This is a genomic window from Mucilaginibacter gossypii, assembly GCF_017569325.2.
GTDB classification, from domain to species: Bacteria; Bacteroidota; Bacteroidia; order Sphingobacteriales; family Sphingobacteriaceae; genus Mucilaginibacter; species Mucilaginibacter gossypii.
The window spans coordinates 1,121,523-1,140,656 of the sequence record NZ_CP071878.2; the positions used below are offsets into that span (position 1 = coordinate 1,121,523).

The window sequence follows — 19,134 nt, forward strand, 5'->3', positions numbered from 1 at the left end:
CCGGGGGGGCGACTTATATCGATATCAACGCGTCTAAATTCCAGTGTTTCACGTCTTCAATGGTGATATGGCCCTCATATATGGCTTTGCCAACTACTACCGACTCAACTTTTAAGCGGTTAAGTTTTTCGATATCGCTCATAGAGCTAACGCCGCCTGAGGCGATCAGTTTAATGAATGGAGAATGGTCAAGCAGTTTTTCGTATAGCTCAATACCTGCACCTCCTAATTTACCATCTTTGTTAATATCGGTACAAAGGAAACGGAAGAAACCTAAAGCCAGGCATTTATCAACGTAATCCATCAGTTTGATAGGTGAACTTTCCATCCAGCCTGAGTATTTGATTACTTCATCCAGCACGTCTATAGCCACAACCACCTGGTCGGAGCATTTGTCTTTGCCGCAGATCTCTTTGCTCAAATCTGGTAAAAAATCAGGGTTGGTAAGTGCCTGCGTGCCAACAATAACGCGGTGAACGCCTGCATCTATCAGCTCTTTTACTTTTTCGATGCTGCGGATACCTCCGCCGTACTGCACTTTCATGTCGGTTTTGCGGATCACATCAAACAGGTACTGCTGATTGCTGAAATCATTTTTTGCGCCATTAAGGTCGATAATGTGGATGAAGTTGGTGCCGTTGCTTTGGTAGCGTTCAATCATTTCTTCAAGGGTAACATCGTATTCGGTTACCTGTTTGTAGTCGCCTTCACGAAGACGAACAACCTTCTTGTTCAAAATGTCAATGGCAGGAATAATGTACATATCCTTTATATTTTTGAGAAATTAGTTAACAATGTTTCGCCAACCACACCCGACTTTTCGGGGTGAAATTGAACGCCATAAAAATTATCAAGCCAAATTGATGCCGAAAATTCATTTCCGTAATCAGAAGCTAATAAAGTGTATGCTTTATCATACTCAATAAAGTATGAATGTACAAAGTAAAAATGTGAACCTGACGGTATATTTTCAAATAGCGGGTTTTCTTTTTCGGGATAAACCCTGTTCCATCCCGTGTGCGGCACTTTATGATCGGCGCTATCTTTAAACCTTAAAGTTTTAACCGGTATGATATCCAACAGGTTAGAGTCGCCCTCTTCAGAGTAAGAGGTAAGCAATTGCATGCCTACACAAATACCGAGGGTGGGTTTTTTTAACGCTTTGATGGAAGGTACAAGCCCGGTAGCTTTAAGCTTATTCATGGCTGCGCCCGCATGTCCGACGCCGGGGATGATATAACGGTCGTACTTATCAAAATCCTCCTCACTGTTTATAAAGCCATAAGGGATACCTAAGCGCTCTAAAGCGGCAGTTAGGGAAAATATGTTTCCAGCTCCGTATAGGATGATGCCGATACCCCCCCCGCCCCCTGAAGGGGGTGCCTCTGCGAGGCTTTTATCGGTTTCCGATGTATTGTTTTGATCTGGTGTTTCCATTTTGATTAGTTACTCCCCCTTTAGGGGGCTGGGGGGTTACAAAAGTCCTTTAGTGCTTGGTAAAACCATCTTATCTACATCACGTTTTACAGCCACTTTTATTGCCTTGGCAAAGGCTTTAAATATAGCTTCAATTTTGTGATGTTCATTTTGTCCTTCGGCTTTTATGTTCAGATTGCTTTTTGAAGCATCGCTAAACGATTTGAAAAAGTGGAAGAACATTTCTGTTGGTACATCGCCTACTTTTTCGCGTTTAAAATCAGCTTCCCAAACAAGCCAGTTACGGCCTCCGAAGTCGATAGCGGCCTGGGCCAGGCAATCGTCCATCGGCAGGCAAAAGCCATAACGTTCAATGCCCATTTTGTTACCTAACGCAGCAGCAAATACTTCGCCTAAGGCAATGCCGGTATCTTCAATTGTATGATGCTCGTCGATATGCAGATCTCCTTTGGCTGTAATTTCCAGGTCAATACTACCATGACGGGCAATCTGATCCAGCATGTGGTCAAAAAAATGCAAACCGGTTGATATTTTGGCATCGCCCTTACCATCAAGGTTTATTTTGATATAGATATCGGTTTCCTTAGTGGCACGGCGATGTTCAAATACCCGCTGACCAAGTTTCAGAAACTCATAAATCTTTTGCCAGTCGGTAGTTTCAAGGGCGATAACGTCATCAATATGATCTGCTTCGTTAAATTCGTTTCCGCCCAGGTTGCTGTTGTTGTTAAGCCAGATAGCTTTTGCACCCAGGTTTTTTGCCAGCAGCACATCGTTTTTACGATCGCCGATAGTAAACGAATTTTTCAGGTCGTATTTATCCGCATCTAAGTATTGCGTTAACAGTGCAGTGCCCGGCTTACGGCTGGGAGCGTTGTCGCGGGCGAAAGTACGGTCGATGATCTGGTTAGCAAATTTTACGCCTTCACCTTTAAATGTTTGCAGGATGAAATTGTGGACAGGCCAAAATGTATCTTCAGGATAAACAGAAGTTCCTAAACCGTCCTGGTTGGTAACCATTACCAGTTCAAAATCAAGCTCTTTGGCTATTTTGGGCAAATAGGTTAACGCGCCCGGATAAAACTCCAGTTTGGAAAATGAATCAATTTGCTCATCAGCAGGCTCTTTGATCAGGGTGCCGTCGCGGTCGACAAATAATATTTTCTGTAAACTCATTCTTTATAATTAGTGAATTAGCGAATTATTGAGTTAGTGATTTTTTTATTTAAAGTTTTGAAGCGCTTCGAGTAAAATAGTGTTCTCATCTGGTGTGCCTACAGTGATGCGCAGACAGCCCTCGCAAAGCTCAACTTTTGAACGGTTGCGCACTATAATGCCCTGTTTTACCAGGTAATCGTAAATACCGTTAGCATTAGTGGTTTTTACAAGGATAAAGTTGGCATCTGATGGGTAAATATCTACCACAAACTCAAAATCTTTCAGTTGTAAAACCAACCTGTCGCGTTGCGTAAGGGTTTCTTTAATCCATTCATTAACCTGACCAACGTTTGCCAGGGCAGCCAATGCCAGCTGTTGTGAGGACTCGTTAACGTTATAAGGCGGCTTTACTTTGTTCATTACCTCAATGATTTCCTCGCTGGCGAAAGCCATACCAACACGTAAACCGGCCAGGCCCCAGGCTTTGGAAAGAGTTTGCATTACCACAAGGTTGGCGCATTCGGTCAATTCCTGTATAAATGACTTTTGACGGCTGAAGTTGATGTAAGCCTCATCAACCACTACAATTCCGCTGAAGTTGGCCAGCAGGGTTTGAATGTCATCGCGGTTGATAGAATTGCCAGTCGGGTTGTTGGGCGAGCAGATAAAGATGAGCTTGGTGTTTTTGTCGATAGCTTCGGCAATGCCCTCTAAATTTAGCTGATAATCTTCCGTAAGGTTTACTTTGCGGGCCTGGATATCGTTGATATTGGCCGATACCTCGTACATGCCATAAGTAGGTGGTACCAATATCACATTATCAACGCCGGGGTTACAAAAACTGCGGAAAAGGATATCAATAGCTTCATCACTGCCGTTGCCTATGAAAATATTTCGCGGCGGTACACCTTTAATTTCGGTGATGCGTTTCTTTAAATCGTATTGTAAAGGATCAGGATAGCGGTTAAACTGCTGATCCAAAGGAGAACCAAAGGCATTTTCATTAGCATCAAGGAAAACGCTTGCCTCACCCTGGTATTCGTCACGTGCCGATGAATAGGGCACAAGACGTTTTATATTTTCTCTGAGTATATTATTTATGTCGAACATTGATCATTCATATAAATTATGTCATTGCGAGCGATAGCGTGGCAACCGCACGGAAGCATACCTCGCAATGACATGTAGTGTTAGTATTGTTATTAATTGCTCATTCTCACACTCACGGCATTTCTGTGCGCGTGCAGCCCTTCCAGCTCAGCCAAAACTTCAACTGTTGGGCCGATGTTTTGGATACCCTCGCGGGTGATATGCTGAAACGTGATCTTTTTCACAAACGAATCAACCGATACACCCGAATAAGCCCTTGCATAACTGCTGGTTGGCAGGGTATGGTTAGTTCCTGATGCATAGTCACCGACACTTTCAGGCGTTAAGTTTCCTAAAAATACTGAACCCGCATTGATGATGTCTCCGGTGATCTGTTCCCAACTGTTGGTTGCCAGGATCAGGTGCTCAGGAGCATATTCATTGCTGAAACTCATTGCTTCGTTCAGGTTATCTGTAATCACCACATATGAATTATCAATAGCCAATTTGGCTATCTCGGCACGTGGCAAAACGGGTAGTTGTTTTTCAACCTCGGCAACGGCTTTTTGGGCAATATCTGCAGAGGTACAAACCAATACAGCCTGGCTGTCGATGCCATGCTCGGCCTGGGCCAGCAGATCGGCTGCAATGTATGCCGGAATAGCCGTTTCATCTGCAATAACCAATACTTCCGAAGGGCCCGCAGGCATATCAATTGCCGTTGTGGTGGTTGACTGGATAATGGTTTTTGCTTTGGTTACAAACTGGTTACCCGGCCCAAAGATTTTGTCAACCTTAGGGATGCTGGCAGTTCCGTAAGCCATAGCGGCTACAGCCTGGGAGCCGCCTGCCAGGTAGATTTTATCAATACCTAACATCAGCGCCACGTAAGCTATAAAGGCATTTACCTTGCCATTTTTTTGCGGGGGCGAACAAATCACTATTTCATGACAACCTGCGATACGCGCCGGGATCCCAAGCATCAAAAACGTACTTGGCAATACCGCCGAACCTCCCGGAATATACAAACCAACTTTTTCAATTGGTCGTAATTCGCGCCAGCAGGTTACGCCGGGCATGGTTTCAACCTTGTCCTCGGATTTGAGCTGCGTTTGGTGAAATTTATAGATATTACTGTAAGCCGTTTCCAATGCCGCCTTTTGATCGGCAGATATTGCTTTGGCAATTTCTTCCAGTTCGGCTTTATCAAGATAAAGTTTGTTCAGTTCTACCTTGTCGAACTTCAATGCATAATCAAATAAAGCGCTGTCGCCATGCTGCTGCACGTTGGCTATCACATCTTCAACAATAGTCCTGATCTCATTGGCCGGGTCAACATTACGCTGAACCAGCTTCTGGATATCGTTGGATGAAAGTTCTGAATAATTGTATGTCTTCATACCCCCAAACCCCCTAAAGGGGCGTTATGTCCTAAAGTAAACTATTCAATTTATTATATAACCACACTCGCTCCCCCTTCAGGGGGCCGGGGGGCTTATAAAATGATCTTCTCAATAGGCATTACTACAATGCCTTGCGCGCCGGCCTGTTTAAGCTGGCTTATACGGTTCCAAAAATCACGTTCGGGAATTACAGTGTGTACTGCTACCCAGCCTTCTTCGGCCAATGGTACTACCGACGGGCTTTTTACGCCCGGCAATAAAGCAATAACGGCATCGAGGTTTTTTTTCTCAACGTTAAGTACCACGTATTTAGTTTCTTTGGCGCGTAAAACTGATTGAATACGCTGGATCAGTTCCTGTACAAGGTCGCTTTCGGCAATGGCCTTGCTGCCTATCAGTACCGCCTCAGATGACATTACATCGGCAAAAGGTTTCAGTCCGTTGCTTTTAAGGGTACCGCCTGTTGATACCAAATCGCAAATGGCGTCACTTAGACCTAAGCCCGGTGAAATTTCAACCGAACCGGAAATGGTGCGGATATCTGAGGTAATATTTTGTTGTTTTAAAAACTTGCCTAAAATGGCGGGGTAGGTGGTAGCAATTGCTTTGCCGTGTAAATCGGCCAGTGAGTTGATATCGCTGTTGTTGGGCACTGCTATCTTGAGCGAACATTTACCAAAACCAAGGCGTTGCAGATAGCTTACCTCAACTTCGGTTTCCTGGATCACGTTTTCACCAACAATACCTAAATCGGCAATACCATCCTGCACATATTCAGGAATATCGTCATCACGGAGGAAAAGGATCTCTAAAGGGAAATTGGATACCGGAGAGATAAGCGAGCTTTTGTAATTTTCAAAGTTTAAGCCGCAATTTTTTAATAATTCAACAGATTTTTCGTTGAGCCTACCCGATTTTTGGATAGCTATTTTAAGTGTTTTCAAAAGATTGAATTTAAGAGACTATGATAAAAAAGAATATAAACGGAGGTTGTTATTTCGCGTAGAAACATACATATTAGCTGATCACCACATGGTGGTGATGCAGATGAAGATGATGTAGTGCGATACCGTTCATTTTTTATATAGTAAAACTATAGATTAGCGGTGCAAATATAGACAGATGTTTTTTAAATCAAAATTTAATGTGAAAAAGTATACGGGTGCGTGAAATTTTCAAGAAGTTTTATGTCCGATTGAACGAGCTTTTAGAATTTAATTTTGTTAACCTTTGCTGTTGTTGGTGACAACAGCAACCGCAGATTGCACTGAGAGGGGGTTAACAGGGGTAACATAAATTTGAATATGTTGAACTAAGTAATTGGTTATCAATTGTTTGATTTGAAGGTAGGGTTACTCCAAAGATTATTAAAATACTTAGCCTGTGGTCAACTTGTTGTCACCCACCCGTTATTGGTGTTGTCAGGTAACTATATACCTGTTAGACCATGTGGATGAGAAAAGAATTACTTCAACGTTAATTCTTCAGTAAACAAATGCCCATTGGGGCATTTGTATGTATAGATTATCAGTTTACCATCTCGCTTATTCGATACAATATCTTTTGCTTCTTCACCACATTCTAAACAGTCGGGGTAAGGCTTTTTAGGCAAAGGAATATCCACCGATGCTTTTATTATAGAGTTAAAGATGTTTGATGCTTCTTTGGGGTTCTTTTGGCCTGCCATAAAACAAAGATAAACATTGACAAATGAAACCCGCCCGTTGTTGGTGACAATACCAACAACGGGCGGAAGCTGCGTTTATTCAATTCGTGGTAATCCTAAAATCCCGTAAATCATGGTTCAGACTTATATTCATAAATCGCCCCTTCTTCGCCAAAATCCTTGATCTTTTTGAGGTTTTTAACCTTTTGGATATCCTTCAGGTTGATCAGTTCAGGGTTCTCCAATACATTAAACCAAATAAGATAATAATGTTTCACCTTATAAAACTTATCGATATCCTTAGTGAAGAAACGGTGGGGCACCAGGTATGATGACATGCCCGAGAAAAAGTAAACGGCTTCATGCGCGTCGGTATAGATTTTGACGCCGGGTTTAAACAGGCTGTGGTCTGTACCCCTTAAATAGGCTGCAAATTCAGAGTCTATCCAACTTTCGTCGGTATAGCCGGGGTTACCGTATTCGTCGGCTACCTGGTCGTTGTACCGGGCTTTATCTATCAAAAATTCGCTGGTGATAAAACCCAGCATCAGCACAATCATTACAGCACCGATAATGCGCCGGGTAGTGGTATTGTTTATTTTTTTCAGCAGGAGCAAAGCCCAACTGGTATATCCCCATAAAGCGGAAATATATAATGGCGATAATAGGCGGTGATTAATTCGCTCATATCTTGAAAAGGTAGATGAAAGCACAATAAACGCTCCGTAAACCAACGCGAAGGTAATAGCCAGATTTTCAAAACTATCCAGCTTGCGGCGATAATAATTAAATGCCAGAGCAGCAATAAAACCCAGGAATATGACGATGGCTAAAGGTGTGGCGGCCCAGTATTGATTTGGTGTAAGGCCCATCCAGTCGCACATTACGGTGCCGAAGTAATACAGGTTTTTGCTAAACGGAGTGATGGATGGCTCCCTCGGACCCGTTGTTGTACCTGTTACAAAAGCATTGAATATCAGATTGCTTACCAGCAGCGATATGCAAATTAATCCATAAACAATGATATGGGTAATCTTCTTTTTAAGGGGTAATACCCTGTCCAATAGCAAAAGTAAACCGCCTGTACCTACAATGGTAACAGCCGCGTACCTGGTTATGCAACTTATGGCTGCTATAACGGCTGCCACTATAAGTGCTTTAAGCGTGTGTTTTAAAAGGTATTCGCGGAAAGCAACCAAAAAAAACAGGATCTCAAGAATGAACAATGTCTCGGACCATAAATAGGAGTACACCTGGAGCAACGGGGGGCTCAGGATGATAGCCGCCAGCATCAGCCATTTATAAATTCTTGAGGCCGGTATAAAGTGCTCCATGATCCACCCACTGGTAAAGATGAGTGTGGCGAACATGATCCCATTCATTACCGCGCCAAACTTAACAGGATCTATCTGCGTGATAACTGAAATTATACCAAGATAGATAGGATAGAAAACCGGAAAGTCAACAATAGGTACATGGTTAAACGTTAGCAGGGTACCGTGGTCTTTAAAGCTCCTGGCCGCGCTGGTATACATGATACTATCCGGAGAAACTCCTACACCGCTATACCTGAAAAACAAGCTTAATATAAACCAGCTGATTAAGGCGGCTATTACAGCATCAAGGTTTTTTAAGTAGCGGCTTTTTTGCATAGGATAATATAAATATTTGTAAAAAGCAGGAGAGAAGAAAATGTTTTAGGGAAAGGGCTTTATTTTTATGTCATTGCGAGGAGGAACGACGAAGCAATCTCGTAGCCAAGCAGATCGGAAATGCATTGGCTACGAGATTGCCACGCTACGCTCGCAATGACATATGTTTTTGCTTTTATAGTATCAGATCCAGCACCGTACTGATCGGCTGGTCGCTGTCTATCAAAATACCTTTTACACCTGCAGCTGTACCTGCTTCAACGTCGCGTTCGCGGTCACCTATAAAGTACGATTTTGATGGGTCGATGTTGTATTTAGCTATACCTTGCAGCAGGAGTCCCGGTTTTGGTTTGCGGCAATCGCAGTCGCCGGTAAAGTTGGGGTGATGCGGGCAGTAAAAAAAGTCGGTAAGTTCAACGCCGCGTTCAAGATAAACCTGTTTCAGGTGAGTGTGCATTTTTGCCAGTTCTTCTTCAGTGTACCATCCTTTGGCCAGGCCGCCCTGGTTGGTAGCAACAAGCAGCATATAGCCGCGGTCCTGCAGGGTTTTAAGGGCATCAAAGTTATCAAGTACATGGAAATCCTCAAAACGGCATACATAATCGCCCATTTCCTGGTTCAACACACCATCTCGATCTAAAAAAACAGCTTTAATTTTATCAGGCATCTATTTTAATTTTTTGGCGAAGGTACGTTTTTTAGTCCATAGTCGATGGTCTATGGACCATGGTTTATAGTTCATGGATCATAGTTGGTGGTTTAAGGAGCATGGGCAGTTTGCTTCGATTACTTAAATTGAAAACGGAGTTTGCGTTAGTTAATAGCGAATACCGGTTATGTTTCTGACCTGGATTAAACGGATTTTAGGATTTGCTCTTAATTTAGATATCATTAGCCCTTGTATATGCAAAGAAACTAATCTCTAATCTCCAGCCACTAATCTCTGATCACAAACCATTGATCTCAAAAAATAAAAACAGATATTTACGTAATATCGTTAACCATACTACATCTAAATAAAAACCAGGCCGGATAAATTGCTGGCTAACAAACTTAAATTAAAAATGGATACATCACTTATTACTACCAGTACAGGCTTAGATGGCTACAAAGTTACCAGGCATTTAGGCGTTGTACGTGGCATTACGGTGCGCAGCCGCAGTGCGTTGGGCAATATTGCCGGCGGTTTTCAGTCGCTGTTTGGCGGCAGGCTTTCAATTTATGTTGAGTTGTGCGAAAACGCGCGCGAAGAGGCTTACCAGCTTTTAATTCAGCACGCGCAGGCTATTGGTGCCAATGCCATCATTAACATGCGTTATGATGCCAACGAAGTAATGCAGGGCGTTACAGAAGTGCTTGCTTACGGTACCGCTGTTGTGGTTGAAAAGGTTTAATAAAAACAGAAAACCACCCTGGAATTATATACCAGGGTGGTTTTTCTTTTTTATATATCGTCCAGTTTTACTTTATTTAAAGTATGAAAGCGGGATAGTTTTCCACATGCCGTGGGCAAGGTGGCCTATTAGTAGTTCATATATCAAGTAAACAGGCCAAAATATGTAATGGATAATAAGTAATATAACACTGTGATTGTAATACCAGCTTATCATTAAACTATATAGGCCTAAAACAAGATATAGTATACTGGTTTCGCGCTTTTCCATTTTCTTGACCTTTTATTTTTTAGCTAATTTATAAATTGCGTTTAAATTAACGGCAATTTTTCATGCTGTAAATTACTGTATAATCGGCTGTGCTGTTTGTTTGTTGCTTGCCGGTTTTGGGATCGTACCTGTAAGGCTTCTGGGCAAGCTGATTACCCCTTAGCTGAAACTCTACGCTCAGCGTATCCGTGCGGCCTTCCTGCCCATAAGTCCATAAGGCTTTAATAACATTGCCGTTTAAATTGCCCATCAGGCTGCCTTTGCGGGCATCTTTTTCTTTGGGCAGCCAGTCCATATCGCCGGTAACTTTATTGCCGTTAATATGAAGGTTAACTTTGGTAGTATCCTGGCTGGCGGTGCCTTCGGTAGTATAAAAGCAATACTCCATATTTACAGATGGGGCGTCGGGTGCATTAGCCATGGCGGTGTCTTCCTTTTTAATTACCGTATCAGTATCATTCGTCGAATGATTGCCCGAGCAAGAGGCAACCGTCATTGCGATAAGGGAAACAAAGCCTAATTGAAATTTCATAACTGTGGTTGATTTTTTGTTATGACAATTAAAATAGTAAAAGGTTCAATCACTAATTGCTACAGCCACGAAATAGTTACAATGTACTGGTTAATGCCATTCGTACCCGGTTATGCCTGTTTTTTTTCGGGCGGGGTAGATACAATTTCCCCAAATTCATTTACATAGGCCAGCATGCTTTCCAGATCGCTGGCGCCTGCGTTTTGTTTGCGTTCCTGTTTACGTTGTTCTTTATCTTCCTTTTTTTTCTGGCGATTTTTTTCCAGTTGTTTTTTCATGAATGTTGCTTGCGATTTAGCCATAATTAAGATCAATTAAGTTAAACAATAGCTATTCCGTGTAGCAGTAAAAAGGCCGGGCCAGGTAATAATCCCTTGTTTTGGTGAGCGTAAAAATGATCTTTAAGTTAAGTTCCGGGCAGCAACGGTATCAGCGGGGAATAAAACAGATCAGCATCAAAATAGCTGGGCGCTGTGAGCTGGAATAGCTTTATATATTTTGCCGTTTATACGCAAAGATAACAAAAATAGCTGATTTTTCAACCGCACTCTGTTACCGGGCCAACGTGAATCATTAAAAAATCCCGATAAAAACAGTGTTGTCCATGTTTGAAAACGATGTGTAGGTGTTATATTTAGCCCGCAAAACCAATTACAACCTCATGAAACGCAGAAACTTTGTTCAAAGCTCGGTACTGGCCGGGGCTTCACTTTTTACCACAGGTGTTTTAAAAGCCTCCGCGCTTACCGGTTGCGCTCAACCTACAGGAGAAGTAGCTGCTGTAGTCGGCGATAAACCTTTTAATCTTAACTATGGTATTCATGACGGCATGTTTAAAAGCCATGCAGGCGATGATTTTATCGACCAGATAAAATTTGCTTACGATAAAGGTTTCCGCGCTATTGAGGATAACGGCATGAGCGGCCGCCCGGTTGAGCAGCAAAAAAAGATAGGTGATACGCTGGCGAAGCTGGGCATGGCAATGGGCGTTTTTGTGCAGCCAGGCTTGGGCAACGATAGTAACATGCTGGCAACAGGCAATGCCGACCAGGTTGAAAAGTTCATCGCCTCCTGTAAGCAGGCGGTTGAGGTAGCCAAACGCATAGGCAGCAAACTGGTTACTGTAGTCCCCGGCGATTTTGCGCGGAAACTCCCTATCGGCGTGCAAACAGGCAATGTTATTGAAGCCGTAAAAAAGGGAGCTGCTATACTGGAGCCGCACGGCGTTATTATGGTTTTGGAGCCGCTAAGTGATAATCCAGATCTGTTCCTGCGTACACCCGACCAGGCTTATGCCATCTGTAAGGCTGTGGGAAGTCCGTCATGTAAGATCCTGTATGATATGTATCACGTTCAGCGTAACCAAGGTAATATTATCCCAACACTTGATTTGGTTTACGATGAGATAGGCTATTACCAGATCGGGGATAACCCCGGCCGTAAAGAACCGGGAACCGGCGAGGTTAATTATAAAAATATATTCAAACACATTTATAATAAAGGTTATAAAGGCGTAATGGGTATGGAGCATGGCACAGCCGGAACAGGAAAAGAAGGTGAGCTTGCATTAATTAAAGCGTATCGCGAAGCGGACAGTTTTATTTAAAATGCCGCTATTGCAGCCGGTTATTAACATTATTTATGCTTAGTCCCAACTTTAATCCGTTTCCTGTTTTGGTAACTGAGCGCCTTATATTAAGGCGTTTTACCCGTGATGACGCTGCCGATTTGTTTGAAATGAGATCGAACGAAACCGTGATGCAGTACATTCATCGGCCAATCAACAAAACCATTGATGATGCCATTTCGCTGATAGACGTGATAGAAGACCTGCTTGGCAAAAACGATGGTATTACCTGGTGTATCTGCCTGAAAAACAATAATAAATATATTGGGAGCATAGGTTTTTGGCGGATAGAGAAAGACAGTCACCGTGCCGAGATCGGGTACCTTTTAAACCCGGTATACCAGGGGCAGGGGCTCATGCAGGAGGCAATAACCGCCGCTATCGACTATGGTTTTAATGTGATGAAACTGCATTCTATAGGAGCTTATGTAAGTCCGGGGAATTTCGCTTCAATTAAATTATTGCTCAAAAACAATTTTGTGCAGGAGGCTTATTTTAAGGAAGATCATTTGTATAACGGTCGTTTTGAGGATACGATGGTTTATTCGTTATTAACACAAACTTAAATCTGTTAACAAATTATTTATCCCAGCTATTTTTAATTAAAAAAAAATGATGCATGTTTACGCATAGAAACCAATTATACCTGTGCTGAAAACAATTCAGTTTAAATGGGGTTAACATTAAAAAACAAAAGAAACTTATCATGGCAACAGAAAAAGGAAGTGGCATCACCGCTTATTCAGTGAAAACAAAAACTAAAAATGTACCAATGATCAATCCCGTTATCGACGTAAAATCGGGCAGATACATTGCAACAGGAACTGACAGTGAAGGTAATAAAATGGCTGCCATCATGGGCAAAGCAACTGCCGAAGAGCATATCAAAAATGGTAATGCTAAAAAAGGCTCTGGCTGGTAAATAAAACTAAACATAAAAATGCCCTGTATTTGTTGAAAATGCAGGGCGCTTTTGTTTAGTAACCATTTGAAATTTTTTATTTATCCGAAGGATTCTTCTTTTTATTCTGCAGCATTTCCACCATTTTAGTTAAGCGGTCCTGGCGGGTTTTTTCCTGTTTGGCTGTAAGGATCCAAAGTACATACTCCTTTTTATGGCTGTAAGCCAGCGATTGAAAGTAGTCAAGCGTTGCCGGATGTTGCTCCAATGTTTCTTTTACGTAATCAGGGAGGGTTACTATTTTATTATCCACGTCAATATAATCGCCGTACTCATTATTTCGTACAGCCTCATTTCGTCCTTCAGAAACTTTTACAGATTCAACCGGCCGAAAGCGTAATGCAGTCCATACTTCGTTAACAGCAGCTGATGCTACAGGCCGTAAGCCATACAGAGCCGGGGCGTCCCAACTGCTCATCATTTCCAGATCTGTTTGGATACCTGAGCTTTTCTTAGGGTAGATAATCCAGAAAACAGTATCGTCTTTAAGTAAGGGGGTGATTACCTTAAGTTCGGATGTCAGTTCTGTACTGTTGGTCACAAATAGCTGGATACCGTTAAATTCGCCTTCGGTGTTAAATACAAGACTGGCATTATCCGGCAGGGGAGACAAGTTATCCTGGTAACCTGCGGGCGCATTTTGCAACAACCAGCGTGAATTTGGTTTGATCAGCAGTTTTTTAGCAAGGGCATTCATTGTAAACGTTTTATAATGGATAAAGCTAATGTAAGCAATAAATTAAAATTGAATGACAAGCCCAAACCCTGCTGCATGGTATTTTTAATAGCTTTGCCTTGATGGAACATGTACTTGATAACCCAGCCTGGAACGCCCTTAGCACCGGTAATAAAGCTTTTGCAGGCGGTAATGATATAGCTAAATATTTCCCGAAGGAGGTTTCGCCTTTTGTTGCTATTCCCGAAATATCTGCTGAAAATTTTAACCTGCTTTACGATATAATTCCTTTTGAGAGCCATTTTATCTTTATTGCCCCGCACGATATTGTGATCCCGGAGCAGTGGAAAATAGTACATTACCTGAAGTGTCTGCAGATGGTTTTTGATGGAGAGGTACCTGCTGGTTTTGCTGATGACGATCTCTTGCCGCTTACAGAGCAACATGTACCCCAAATGATTGAACTTACTCAATTGACCAATCCGGGGCCTTTTATAGAGCGTACAATCGAATTTGGACACTACCGTGGCATATTTGATGGCGATAAGTTGGTTGCTATGGCCGGTCAGCGTTTAAACCCTGCACCTTATGCCGAGATCAGCGCAGTTTGTACACACCCCGATTATCTGGGGCGTGGTTATGCAGGCAAATTATTGTTAAACCAGGCTAAGCGGATCAAAGCAGCTTCTGAAATTCCATTTCTGCATGTGAAAAGTGAAAATGAAAGGGCCATTAAAGTGTATGAAAAGCTCGGTTTTGTAACGAGGAAGGAAATGTCGTTTTATGTGCTGAGGAAGTAACCCACTCTAAATCTCCCCCGAGGGGGGAGACTTTAAGAAGCATTTTTTAAGCCCTCTCTTTTGGAGAGGGTTTGGGTGAGGTTCTATATCGCCATTTTGGCAAAAAAATCCCAGAGCACTATCCCTGCCGATACTACGATATTAAACGAATGCTTGGTGCCAAACTGGGGGATTTCGATACATGCGTCAATCGCCTGCATTACTTCATCACTTACACCGTTTACTTCGTTACCAAAAATAAGGGCATATTTGCCATCTTCGGCAGGTTTAAACTCGTGAAGCATGGTGCTGTTTTCGGCTTGTTCAATGGCTATGATCTGATAGCCATCGTTACGTAATTGTTCAACAGCCTGCAAAGGGGTTTCGTAATAAATCCAGTTTACTGATTGGGTTGCGCCAAGGGCTGTTTTTTCAATTTCGCGGTGAGGGGGCTGGGCTGTAATACCACAAAGGCAGATTTGTTCAACCGCAAAACCATCGGAGGTGCGGAAAATAGAGCCAATATTGTGCATACTCCGCACGTTATCCAGCACCACGGCTACCGGCAATTTATCCTGTGCTTTAAATTCATCAACCGTAGCCCGGTTCAGCTCATCCAATTTTAATTTGCGCATATTTTTTTGTCGATAGTCCATAGACCATAGTCGATAGTTTAAAGTGAATGGCTATCGTCCATCGACCATGGTCCATCGACAAAAATACAAAAAAGCGGTTAGTTAGCTACTGAAGCCAGTTCGCCTACACCATCGCCAATAAGCGAGCTATAAACTGAAGGTGCATAGCCTATTTTTTGCGTGTAGTATTCGGTTATTTCTTTGCTGAAATTATCAAACGCCTCACCTTTTACCAGGGCAATGGCGCAACCGCCAAAACCTGCACCCGTCATACGGGCACCCGCAACATCAGGGTTGGTTTTGCTGTATTCGGCAACAGCGTCCAGTTCAACACCGCTTACTTCATATAAATCGCGCAGGGAATCATGTGAGGCGTACATCAGCCTGCCAAACTCGGTCAGGTTGTTATCTGCAAGGGCCGTTGCGGCCAGTTTTACACGGTCGTTCTCTTCAATTACGTGTTTGGCCCGTTTCAACACAACCGGATCGGTTATCAGGTGTTTGTATTGCTCAAAAGTAGTACTATTGATCTCGCAAAGATATTTAATGTCCAGTTGCTGTTGCAAGGCCATTAGCGCTGCCTGGCACTCTTCTACGCGTTCGTTGTATTTTGATTCGGCCAGTTTGCGGGGTTTATTAGTGTTGATAATGGCAAGTACATAATCGCCAAGATTGCTGTCAACAGCCTGGTAATCCAGGGTATCGCAGTTAAGCATCAGGGCTTTGTTCTTTTCGCCAAAGGCAACTGCAAACTGGTCCATGATACCGCAGTTAACACCTATAAAGTTGTTTTCTACATCTTTTGACAGTTTAACCAGGTCGAGCTTGCTGTAGCCGCTGTTAAACAGGTCGTTAAGTGCATAGGAGGTAACCACCTCGATTGAAGCTGATGATGACAAACCTGAGCCAATTGGGATATCGCCATAAAATAGCATATCCAGGCCTTTTAACGGATGATCATCCTTTATAAAGCGGTCAATGACACCTATAGGAAAGTTAAACCAGTTTTCGCCGGTTTTTTCATAACTGATTTGCAGCGGAATATCTTTTTGCTCACTAAAATTTAAACTCCTGAATCGGAAAATGCCATCCTCATTAGGGGAGGTTAGTAAATAAGTACCAAAAGTAATAGCACATGGCATAACCAAACCGCCGTTATAGTCAATATGCTCGCCGATAAGGTTTACACGGCCGGGTGAAAAGTACGCGTTGTCTGCTTCTTTGTTAAAGATCTTAATAAATTCCTGGTGCAAATTATTCTTCATTATTCAGGTTGGTTTTTCGGAAAACAAATATTGTAAAAATTGTCAACTTTACAGTTATAAATTTAATTTAATTTTTAATTCATTTTAATGGGATAGTTTTGCAGATATTCGGACCTGATAAAACATGCAGGCGCCAAAGCTGCAGGCATGTATTTAAGTACCAATTAAAATAGATATCCATGAAACAATATCTCGTTACTGCCTATGATTATACCGACGCCGAAGCATTTGAACGTCGTTTAGGCGCACGCCCTCATCATCTTGATGGTGCCAGGGCTTTAAAAGCCAATGGTAATTTTGTGTTAGGAGGAGCCATGTTGAACGAAGAAGGCAAGATGATTGGCTCAACCATGATAGTACAGTTTGAAACCGACGAAGAGATGGAAGCCTGGAAACAAAATGATCCGTATGTTACTCAAAAAGTATGGGAAAGTGTTGATGTAAAGCCATTTAAAGTGGCCGACGTTTAAGGCGGTTTGCAGTCATTAGTGTGCAGTTTGCAGTGACAAAAAACTCCGCTGTTCGATGCCAGGGACTTCGGACAGCGAATATAACAGAATATCAAACATGTTTTCACTGCAAACTGCTAACTCAACACTGCCCCTGCCTACTGTTCCGACCATCTGCTCATTTGCCAGTATCCCTGGGCATCTTTAGCATAAAAAGCAGTATAACCTTTGCCCTGCATCGTAAAATTAAAATCAAACTCATTTATCGAACCGTCATCTGGCAAAAAATTGGCGACTACATTATCGGCTACCGCGGTTATCATTGTACCGAAGTTATCTTGCACCTGCGCCTTAGCCTGGGTGCTCGCCATAAAATCATTAAAAGTTTCAAACTCGTAAGCTTCGTTACGTTGTTTCCTTGCTGCATTAAAAGCCGCTTCGGCCCATTGTTGTTTGTAGGCTTCCATGGCGTTGAGCAGGTCTTCGGCTGATATTTCAGGCAGGCCATCCTTGCCAGTAGTGTTATAGTTGTTTAGTATTTCTTCTTTACTTTTCATTTAGGATTGATGTTTCATAATAGCTGCCGGTGTTCATCCTTTTCAATTTGATTCAAAATTAAAAGGATGCCAAATTAATGGCATCCTTTTAATTTTAGCTCTTCAAATGTTTTATTTATACTTCAGACAGGCTGTTCAATACATCTATATCATCATCTGACAGCTGAATATCGGCGGTTCTCATATTTTCCTCCAAATGTTTAACACTTGATGTGCCGGGGATAAGCAGAATGTTTGGCGAATGATGCAATAACCAGCTTAACGCCACCTGATGAATGGTAGCATCGTGTTTGGCGGCAATACGACCTAATATGTCTTCGCCCTGTACGTTGCCGCCGCCAAGCGGGAACCATGGAATGAAGGCGATGTTATGATCGCGGGTGTATTCCAGTTCGGCCTCCCATTTGCGGTTGTCAACGCTGTACATGTTTTGTACCGATACTACTTCAAAGTATTGCTGGGCCAGCTTGATATCGTCGACGCTTACTTCAGATAAGCCTATATGCCTGATCTTACCTTCCTGCTGTGCTTTTTGCAAAAACTCAAATGATTTTTCGGCAGGAACTTTAGGGTCGATGCGGTGTAGCTGGTACAGATCTATACGATCAACCTGGAGGCGTTTCAGGCTGCCCTCAAGAGCTTCCTTCAAATGCTCCGGCGAGGCGTCCACAGGCCACTCGTTAGGGCCGGTACGTAATAAACCGCCTTTGGTACCTATCAGGAGGTCGGTAGGGTATGGGTGCAGGGCTTTGGCAATTAACTCTTCCGATACATTTGGCCCATAGCTATCGGCTGTGTCAATAAAATTTACACCGAGTTCAATAGCGCGCTTCAACACACGGATGCTTTCGTCTTTATCTTTCGGCGGTCCCCAGATGCCGGGACCTGTAATACGCATTGCGCCGTAACCTAAACGATTAATGGTAATGTCGCCACCAATGGTGAATGTCTTTTCAAATGAACTTGTTGTGCTTGCCATGGTCATGTTTTTTTGGTTTGACTACTGTAAAGTTCAACTAAAAAGCACCAGTATTGTTCATGGAATGTATAACATCAATGTCATTTGTGAACGAATTACACAAATTAAAGCTCGATGACTATCTGTGTAATTCGCATAAATTCGTTTTCTATTAATGAATAATCATCCTATCTCCAGGCACCTAATATCAATCCCATCAGGGTTAGGGATACTACGCTGTAACCGCCGTTTATAAATATAAGCCGCCAGCTTTTGAGTTCAAAAAGGCTGTGGATTGCAATAGCGCAGAATGTCCAGATACCGGCAAGGAAACCTGCTGTAGCTCCCCAGGCAAGATCGGTTTTTGCATCGGCCAAAAACATAGCAAGGTTTACAGCCATAATGATAGAAAAGAATGCTGTAAAGCCAAAGGCCCTGCCTTTGTTGGAAGCCTGTAATTCGGCACTGGTTAGTTTATTATCTGCCATCCATGCATTGGCAAACAGGGCAGGAGAGTACCAGATACCGCCAACTAAAAACGCGGATAATGCTGCAACCATAACGGCCAGCCAGTTGATAAGTTGAAAATTCATGATGATAATGTTTAAATTAATTGGTTGTACTAA

24 protein-coding genes are annotated in these 19,134 nt (G+C 42.6%); 6 read left to right on the top strand and 18 right to left on the bottom strand.

Annotation, left to right across the window (positions count from 1 at the left end; all coding sequences use genetic code 11):
- Window positions 1-13 precede the first annotated feature (13 nt).
- From J3L18_RS04840 to J3L18_RS04880, 9 genes are all read right to left on the bottom strand, one after another.
- Window positions 14-763: a 1-(5-phosphoribosyl)-5-[(5-phosphoribosylamino)methylideneamino]imidazole-4-carboxamide isomerase gene (locus tag J3L18_RS04840; RefSeq protein WP_112655469.1), complete on the bottom strand. Its 750-nt coding sequence runs from the start codon at window positions 761-763 to the stop codon at window positions 14-16.
- 5 nt (window positions 764-768) lie between these two features.
- On the bottom strand, window positions 769-1,437 hold the full coding sequence (gene hisH, locus J3L18_RS04845) for an imidazole glycerol phosphate synthase subunit HisH (protein ID WP_129569753.1): 669 nt from the start codon (window positions 1,435-1,437) through the stop codon (window positions 769-771).
- A gap of 36 nt (window positions 1,438-1,473) precedes the next feature.
- Entirely contained in the window at window positions 1,474-2,613 is a 1,140-nt protein-coding gene (gene hisB / locus J3L18_RS04850) for a bifunctional histidinol-phosphatase/imidazoleglycerol-phosphate dehydratase HisB (RefSeq protein WP_129569754.1), read from the bottom strand.
- A gap of 45 nt (window positions 2,614-2,658) precedes the next feature.
- The gene (gene hisC, locus J3L18_RS04855; RefSeq protein ID WP_129569755.1) at window positions 2,659-3,705 is read right to left on the bottom strand and encodes a histidinol-phosphate transaminase; all 1,047 of its coding nucleotides are present in this window, start codon (window positions 3,703-3,705) and stop codon (window positions 2,659-2,661) included.
- 92 nt (window positions 3,706-3,797) lie between these two features.
- Window positions 3,798-5,084, bottom strand: coding sequence for a histidinol dehydrogenase (hisD, locus tag J3L18_RS04860; RefSeq protein WP_129569756.1), 1,287 nt, complete (start codon window positions 5,082-5,084; stop codon window positions 3,798-3,800).
- 95 nt (window positions 5,085-5,179) lie between these two features.
- Window positions 5,180-6,031 (bottom strand): ATP phosphoribosyltransferase, encoded by an 852-nt coding sequence (hisG, locus tag J3L18_RS04865; RefSeq protein WP_129569757.1) that lies wholly within the window; start codon window positions 6,029-6,031, stop codon window positions 5,180-5,182.
- A gap of 521 nt (window positions 6,032-6,552) precedes the next feature.
- Window positions 6,553-6,774 carry a hypothetical protein gene (locus J3L18_RS04870; RefSeq protein WP_129569758.1) on the bottom strand — a complete coding sequence of 74 codons (222 nt, stop codon included), beginning with the start codon at window positions 6,772-6,774 and terminating at the stop codon, window positions 6,553-6,555.
- A 110-nt stretch (window positions 6,775-6,884) separates the two neighbouring features.
- A complete protein-coding gene (locus J3L18_RS04875) occupies window positions 6,885-8,405 on the bottom strand; it encodes a hypothetical protein (protein WP_129569759.1) in 1,521 nt (506 codons plus the stop codon).
- 175 nt (window positions 8,406-8,580) lie between these two features.
- Window positions 8,581-9,072 (bottom strand): D-glycero-alpha-D-manno-heptose-1,7-bisphosphate 7-phosphatase, encoded by a 492-nt coding sequence (locus tag J3L18_RS04880; RefSeq protein ID WP_112655487.1) that lies wholly within the window; start codon window positions 9,070-9,072, stop codon window positions 8,581-8,583.
- Window positions 9,073-9,469: 397 nt separating this feature from the next.
- On the opposite strand from J3L18_RS04880, the gene J3L18_RS04885 reads away from it, so the two are divergent.
- Window positions 9,470-9,799 (top strand): YbjQ family protein, encoded by a 330-nt coding sequence (locus J3L18_RS04885; RefSeq protein ID WP_112655489.1) that lies wholly within the window; start codon window positions 9,470-9,472, stop codon window positions 9,797-9,799.
- Between the two features lie 72 nt (window positions 9,800-9,871).
- Here J3L18_RS04885 and J3L18_RS04890 read toward each other — a convergent pair whose 3' ends face one another.
- From J3L18_RS04890 to J3L18_RS04900, 3 genes are all read right to left on the bottom strand, one after another.
- Complete coding sequence (locus tag J3L18_RS04890) at window positions 9,872-10,069, bottom strand: hypothetical protein (RefSeq protein ID WP_090526592.1); 198 nt, start codon at window positions 10,067-10,069, stop codon at window positions 9,872-9,874.
- 46 nt (window positions 10,070-10,115) lie between these two features.
- Window positions 10,116-10,601, bottom strand: a complete 486-nt coding sequence (locus J3L18_RS04895; RefSeq protein ID WP_129569760.1) for a hypothetical protein — start codon at window positions 10,599-10,601, stop codon at window positions 10,116-10,118.
- Window positions 10,602-10,711: 110 nt separating this feature from the next.
- Complete coding sequence (locus tag J3L18_RS04900; protein ID WP_112655493.1) at window positions 10,712-10,903, bottom strand: hypothetical protein; 192 nt, start codon at window positions 10,901-10,903, stop codon at window positions 10,712-10,714.
- 359 nt (window positions 10,904-11,262) lie between these two features.
- Here J3L18_RS04900 and J3L18_RS04905 point away from each other — a divergent pair, with 359 nt between their 5' ends.
- From J3L18_RS04905 to J3L18_RS04915, 3 genes are all read left to right on the top strand, one after another.
- Entirely contained in the window at window positions 11,263-12,207 is a 945-nt protein-coding gene (locus tag J3L18_RS04905) for a hydroxypyruvate isomerase family protein (RefSeq protein ID WP_091162340.1), read from the top strand.
- 35 nt (window positions 12,208-12,242) lie between these two features.
- Window positions 12,243-12,794 carry a GNAT family N-acetyltransferase gene (locus J3L18_RS04910; RefSeq protein WP_129569761.1) on the top strand — a complete coding sequence of 184 codons (552 nt, stop codon included), beginning with the start codon at window positions 12,243-12,245 and terminating at the stop codon, window positions 12,792-12,794.
- A gap of 140 nt (window positions 12,795-12,934) precedes the next feature.
- On the top strand, window positions 12,935-13,150 hold the full coding sequence (locus tag J3L18_RS04915; RefSeq protein ID WP_090526601.1) for a hypothetical protein: 216 nt from the start codon (window positions 12,935-12,937) through the stop codon (window positions 13,148-13,150).
- A gap of 76 nt (window positions 13,151-13,226) precedes the next feature.
- On the opposite strand, the gene J3L18_RS04920 is transcribed toward J3L18_RS04915, so the two are convergent.
- On the bottom strand, window positions 13,227-13,886 hold the full coding sequence (locus J3L18_RS04920; protein ID WP_129569762.1) for a YdeI/OmpD-associated family protein: 660 nt from the start codon (window positions 13,884-13,886) through the stop codon (window positions 13,227-13,229).
- A gap of 101 nt (window positions 13,887-13,987) precedes the next feature.
- Between J3L18_RS04920 and J3L18_RS04925 the strand changes: the two genes are divergently transcribed.
- Complete coding sequence (locus J3L18_RS04925) at window positions 13,988-14,665, top strand: GNAT family N-acetyltransferase (RefSeq protein WP_129569763.1); 678 nt, start codon at window positions 13,988-13,990, stop codon at window positions 14,663-14,665.
- A gap of 83 nt (window positions 14,666-14,748) precedes the next feature.
- Here J3L18_RS04925 and J3L18_RS04930 read toward each other — a convergent pair whose 3' ends face one another.
- Both J3L18_RS04930 and J3L18_RS04935 read right to left on the bottom strand, forming a co-directional pair.
- The gene (locus J3L18_RS04930) at window positions 14,749-15,279 is read right to left on the bottom strand and encodes an RNA methyltransferase (protein ID WP_129569764.1); all 531 of its coding nucleotides are present in this window, start codon (window positions 15,277-15,279) and stop codon (window positions 14,749-14,751) included.
- Between the two features lie 98 nt (window positions 15,280-15,377).
- Window positions 15,378-16,544, bottom strand: a complete 1,167-nt coding sequence (locus J3L18_RS04935; protein ID WP_129569765.1) for a galactokinase — start codon at window positions 16,542-16,544, stop codon at window positions 15,378-15,380.
- Between the two features lie 179 nt (window positions 16,545-16,723).
- On the opposite strand from J3L18_RS04935, the gene J3L18_RS04940 reads away from it, so the two are divergent.
- The gene (locus J3L18_RS04940) at window positions 16,724-17,014 is read left to right on the top strand and encodes a YciI family protein (RefSeq protein WP_091162351.1); all 291 of its coding nucleotides are present in this window, start codon (window positions 16,724-16,726) and stop codon (window positions 17,012-17,014) included.
- A 137-nt stretch (window positions 17,015-17,151) separates the two neighbouring features.
- On the opposite strand, the gene J3L18_RS04945 is transcribed toward J3L18_RS04940, so the two are convergent.
- The 3 genes from J3L18_RS04945 to J3L18_RS04955 form a co-directional block, all read right to left on the bottom strand.
- Window positions 17,152-17,550: a hypothetical protein gene (locus J3L18_RS04945; protein ID WP_129569766.1), complete on the bottom strand. Its 399-nt coding sequence runs from the start codon at window positions 17,548-17,550 to the stop codon at window positions 17,152-17,154.
- A 115-nt stretch (window positions 17,551-17,665) separates the two neighbouring features.
- Complete coding sequence (locus tag J3L18_RS04950; RefSeq protein WP_129569767.1) at window positions 17,666-18,529, bottom strand: aldo/keto reductase; 864 nt, start codon at window positions 18,527-18,529, stop codon at window positions 17,666-17,668.
- Between the two features lie 167 nt (window positions 18,530-18,696).
- Entirely contained in the window at window positions 18,697-19,101 is a 405-nt protein-coding gene (locus tag J3L18_RS04955; RefSeq protein WP_091162357.1) for a DUF1761 domain-containing protein, read from the bottom strand.
- Window positions 19,102-19,134 lie beyond the last annotated feature (33 nt).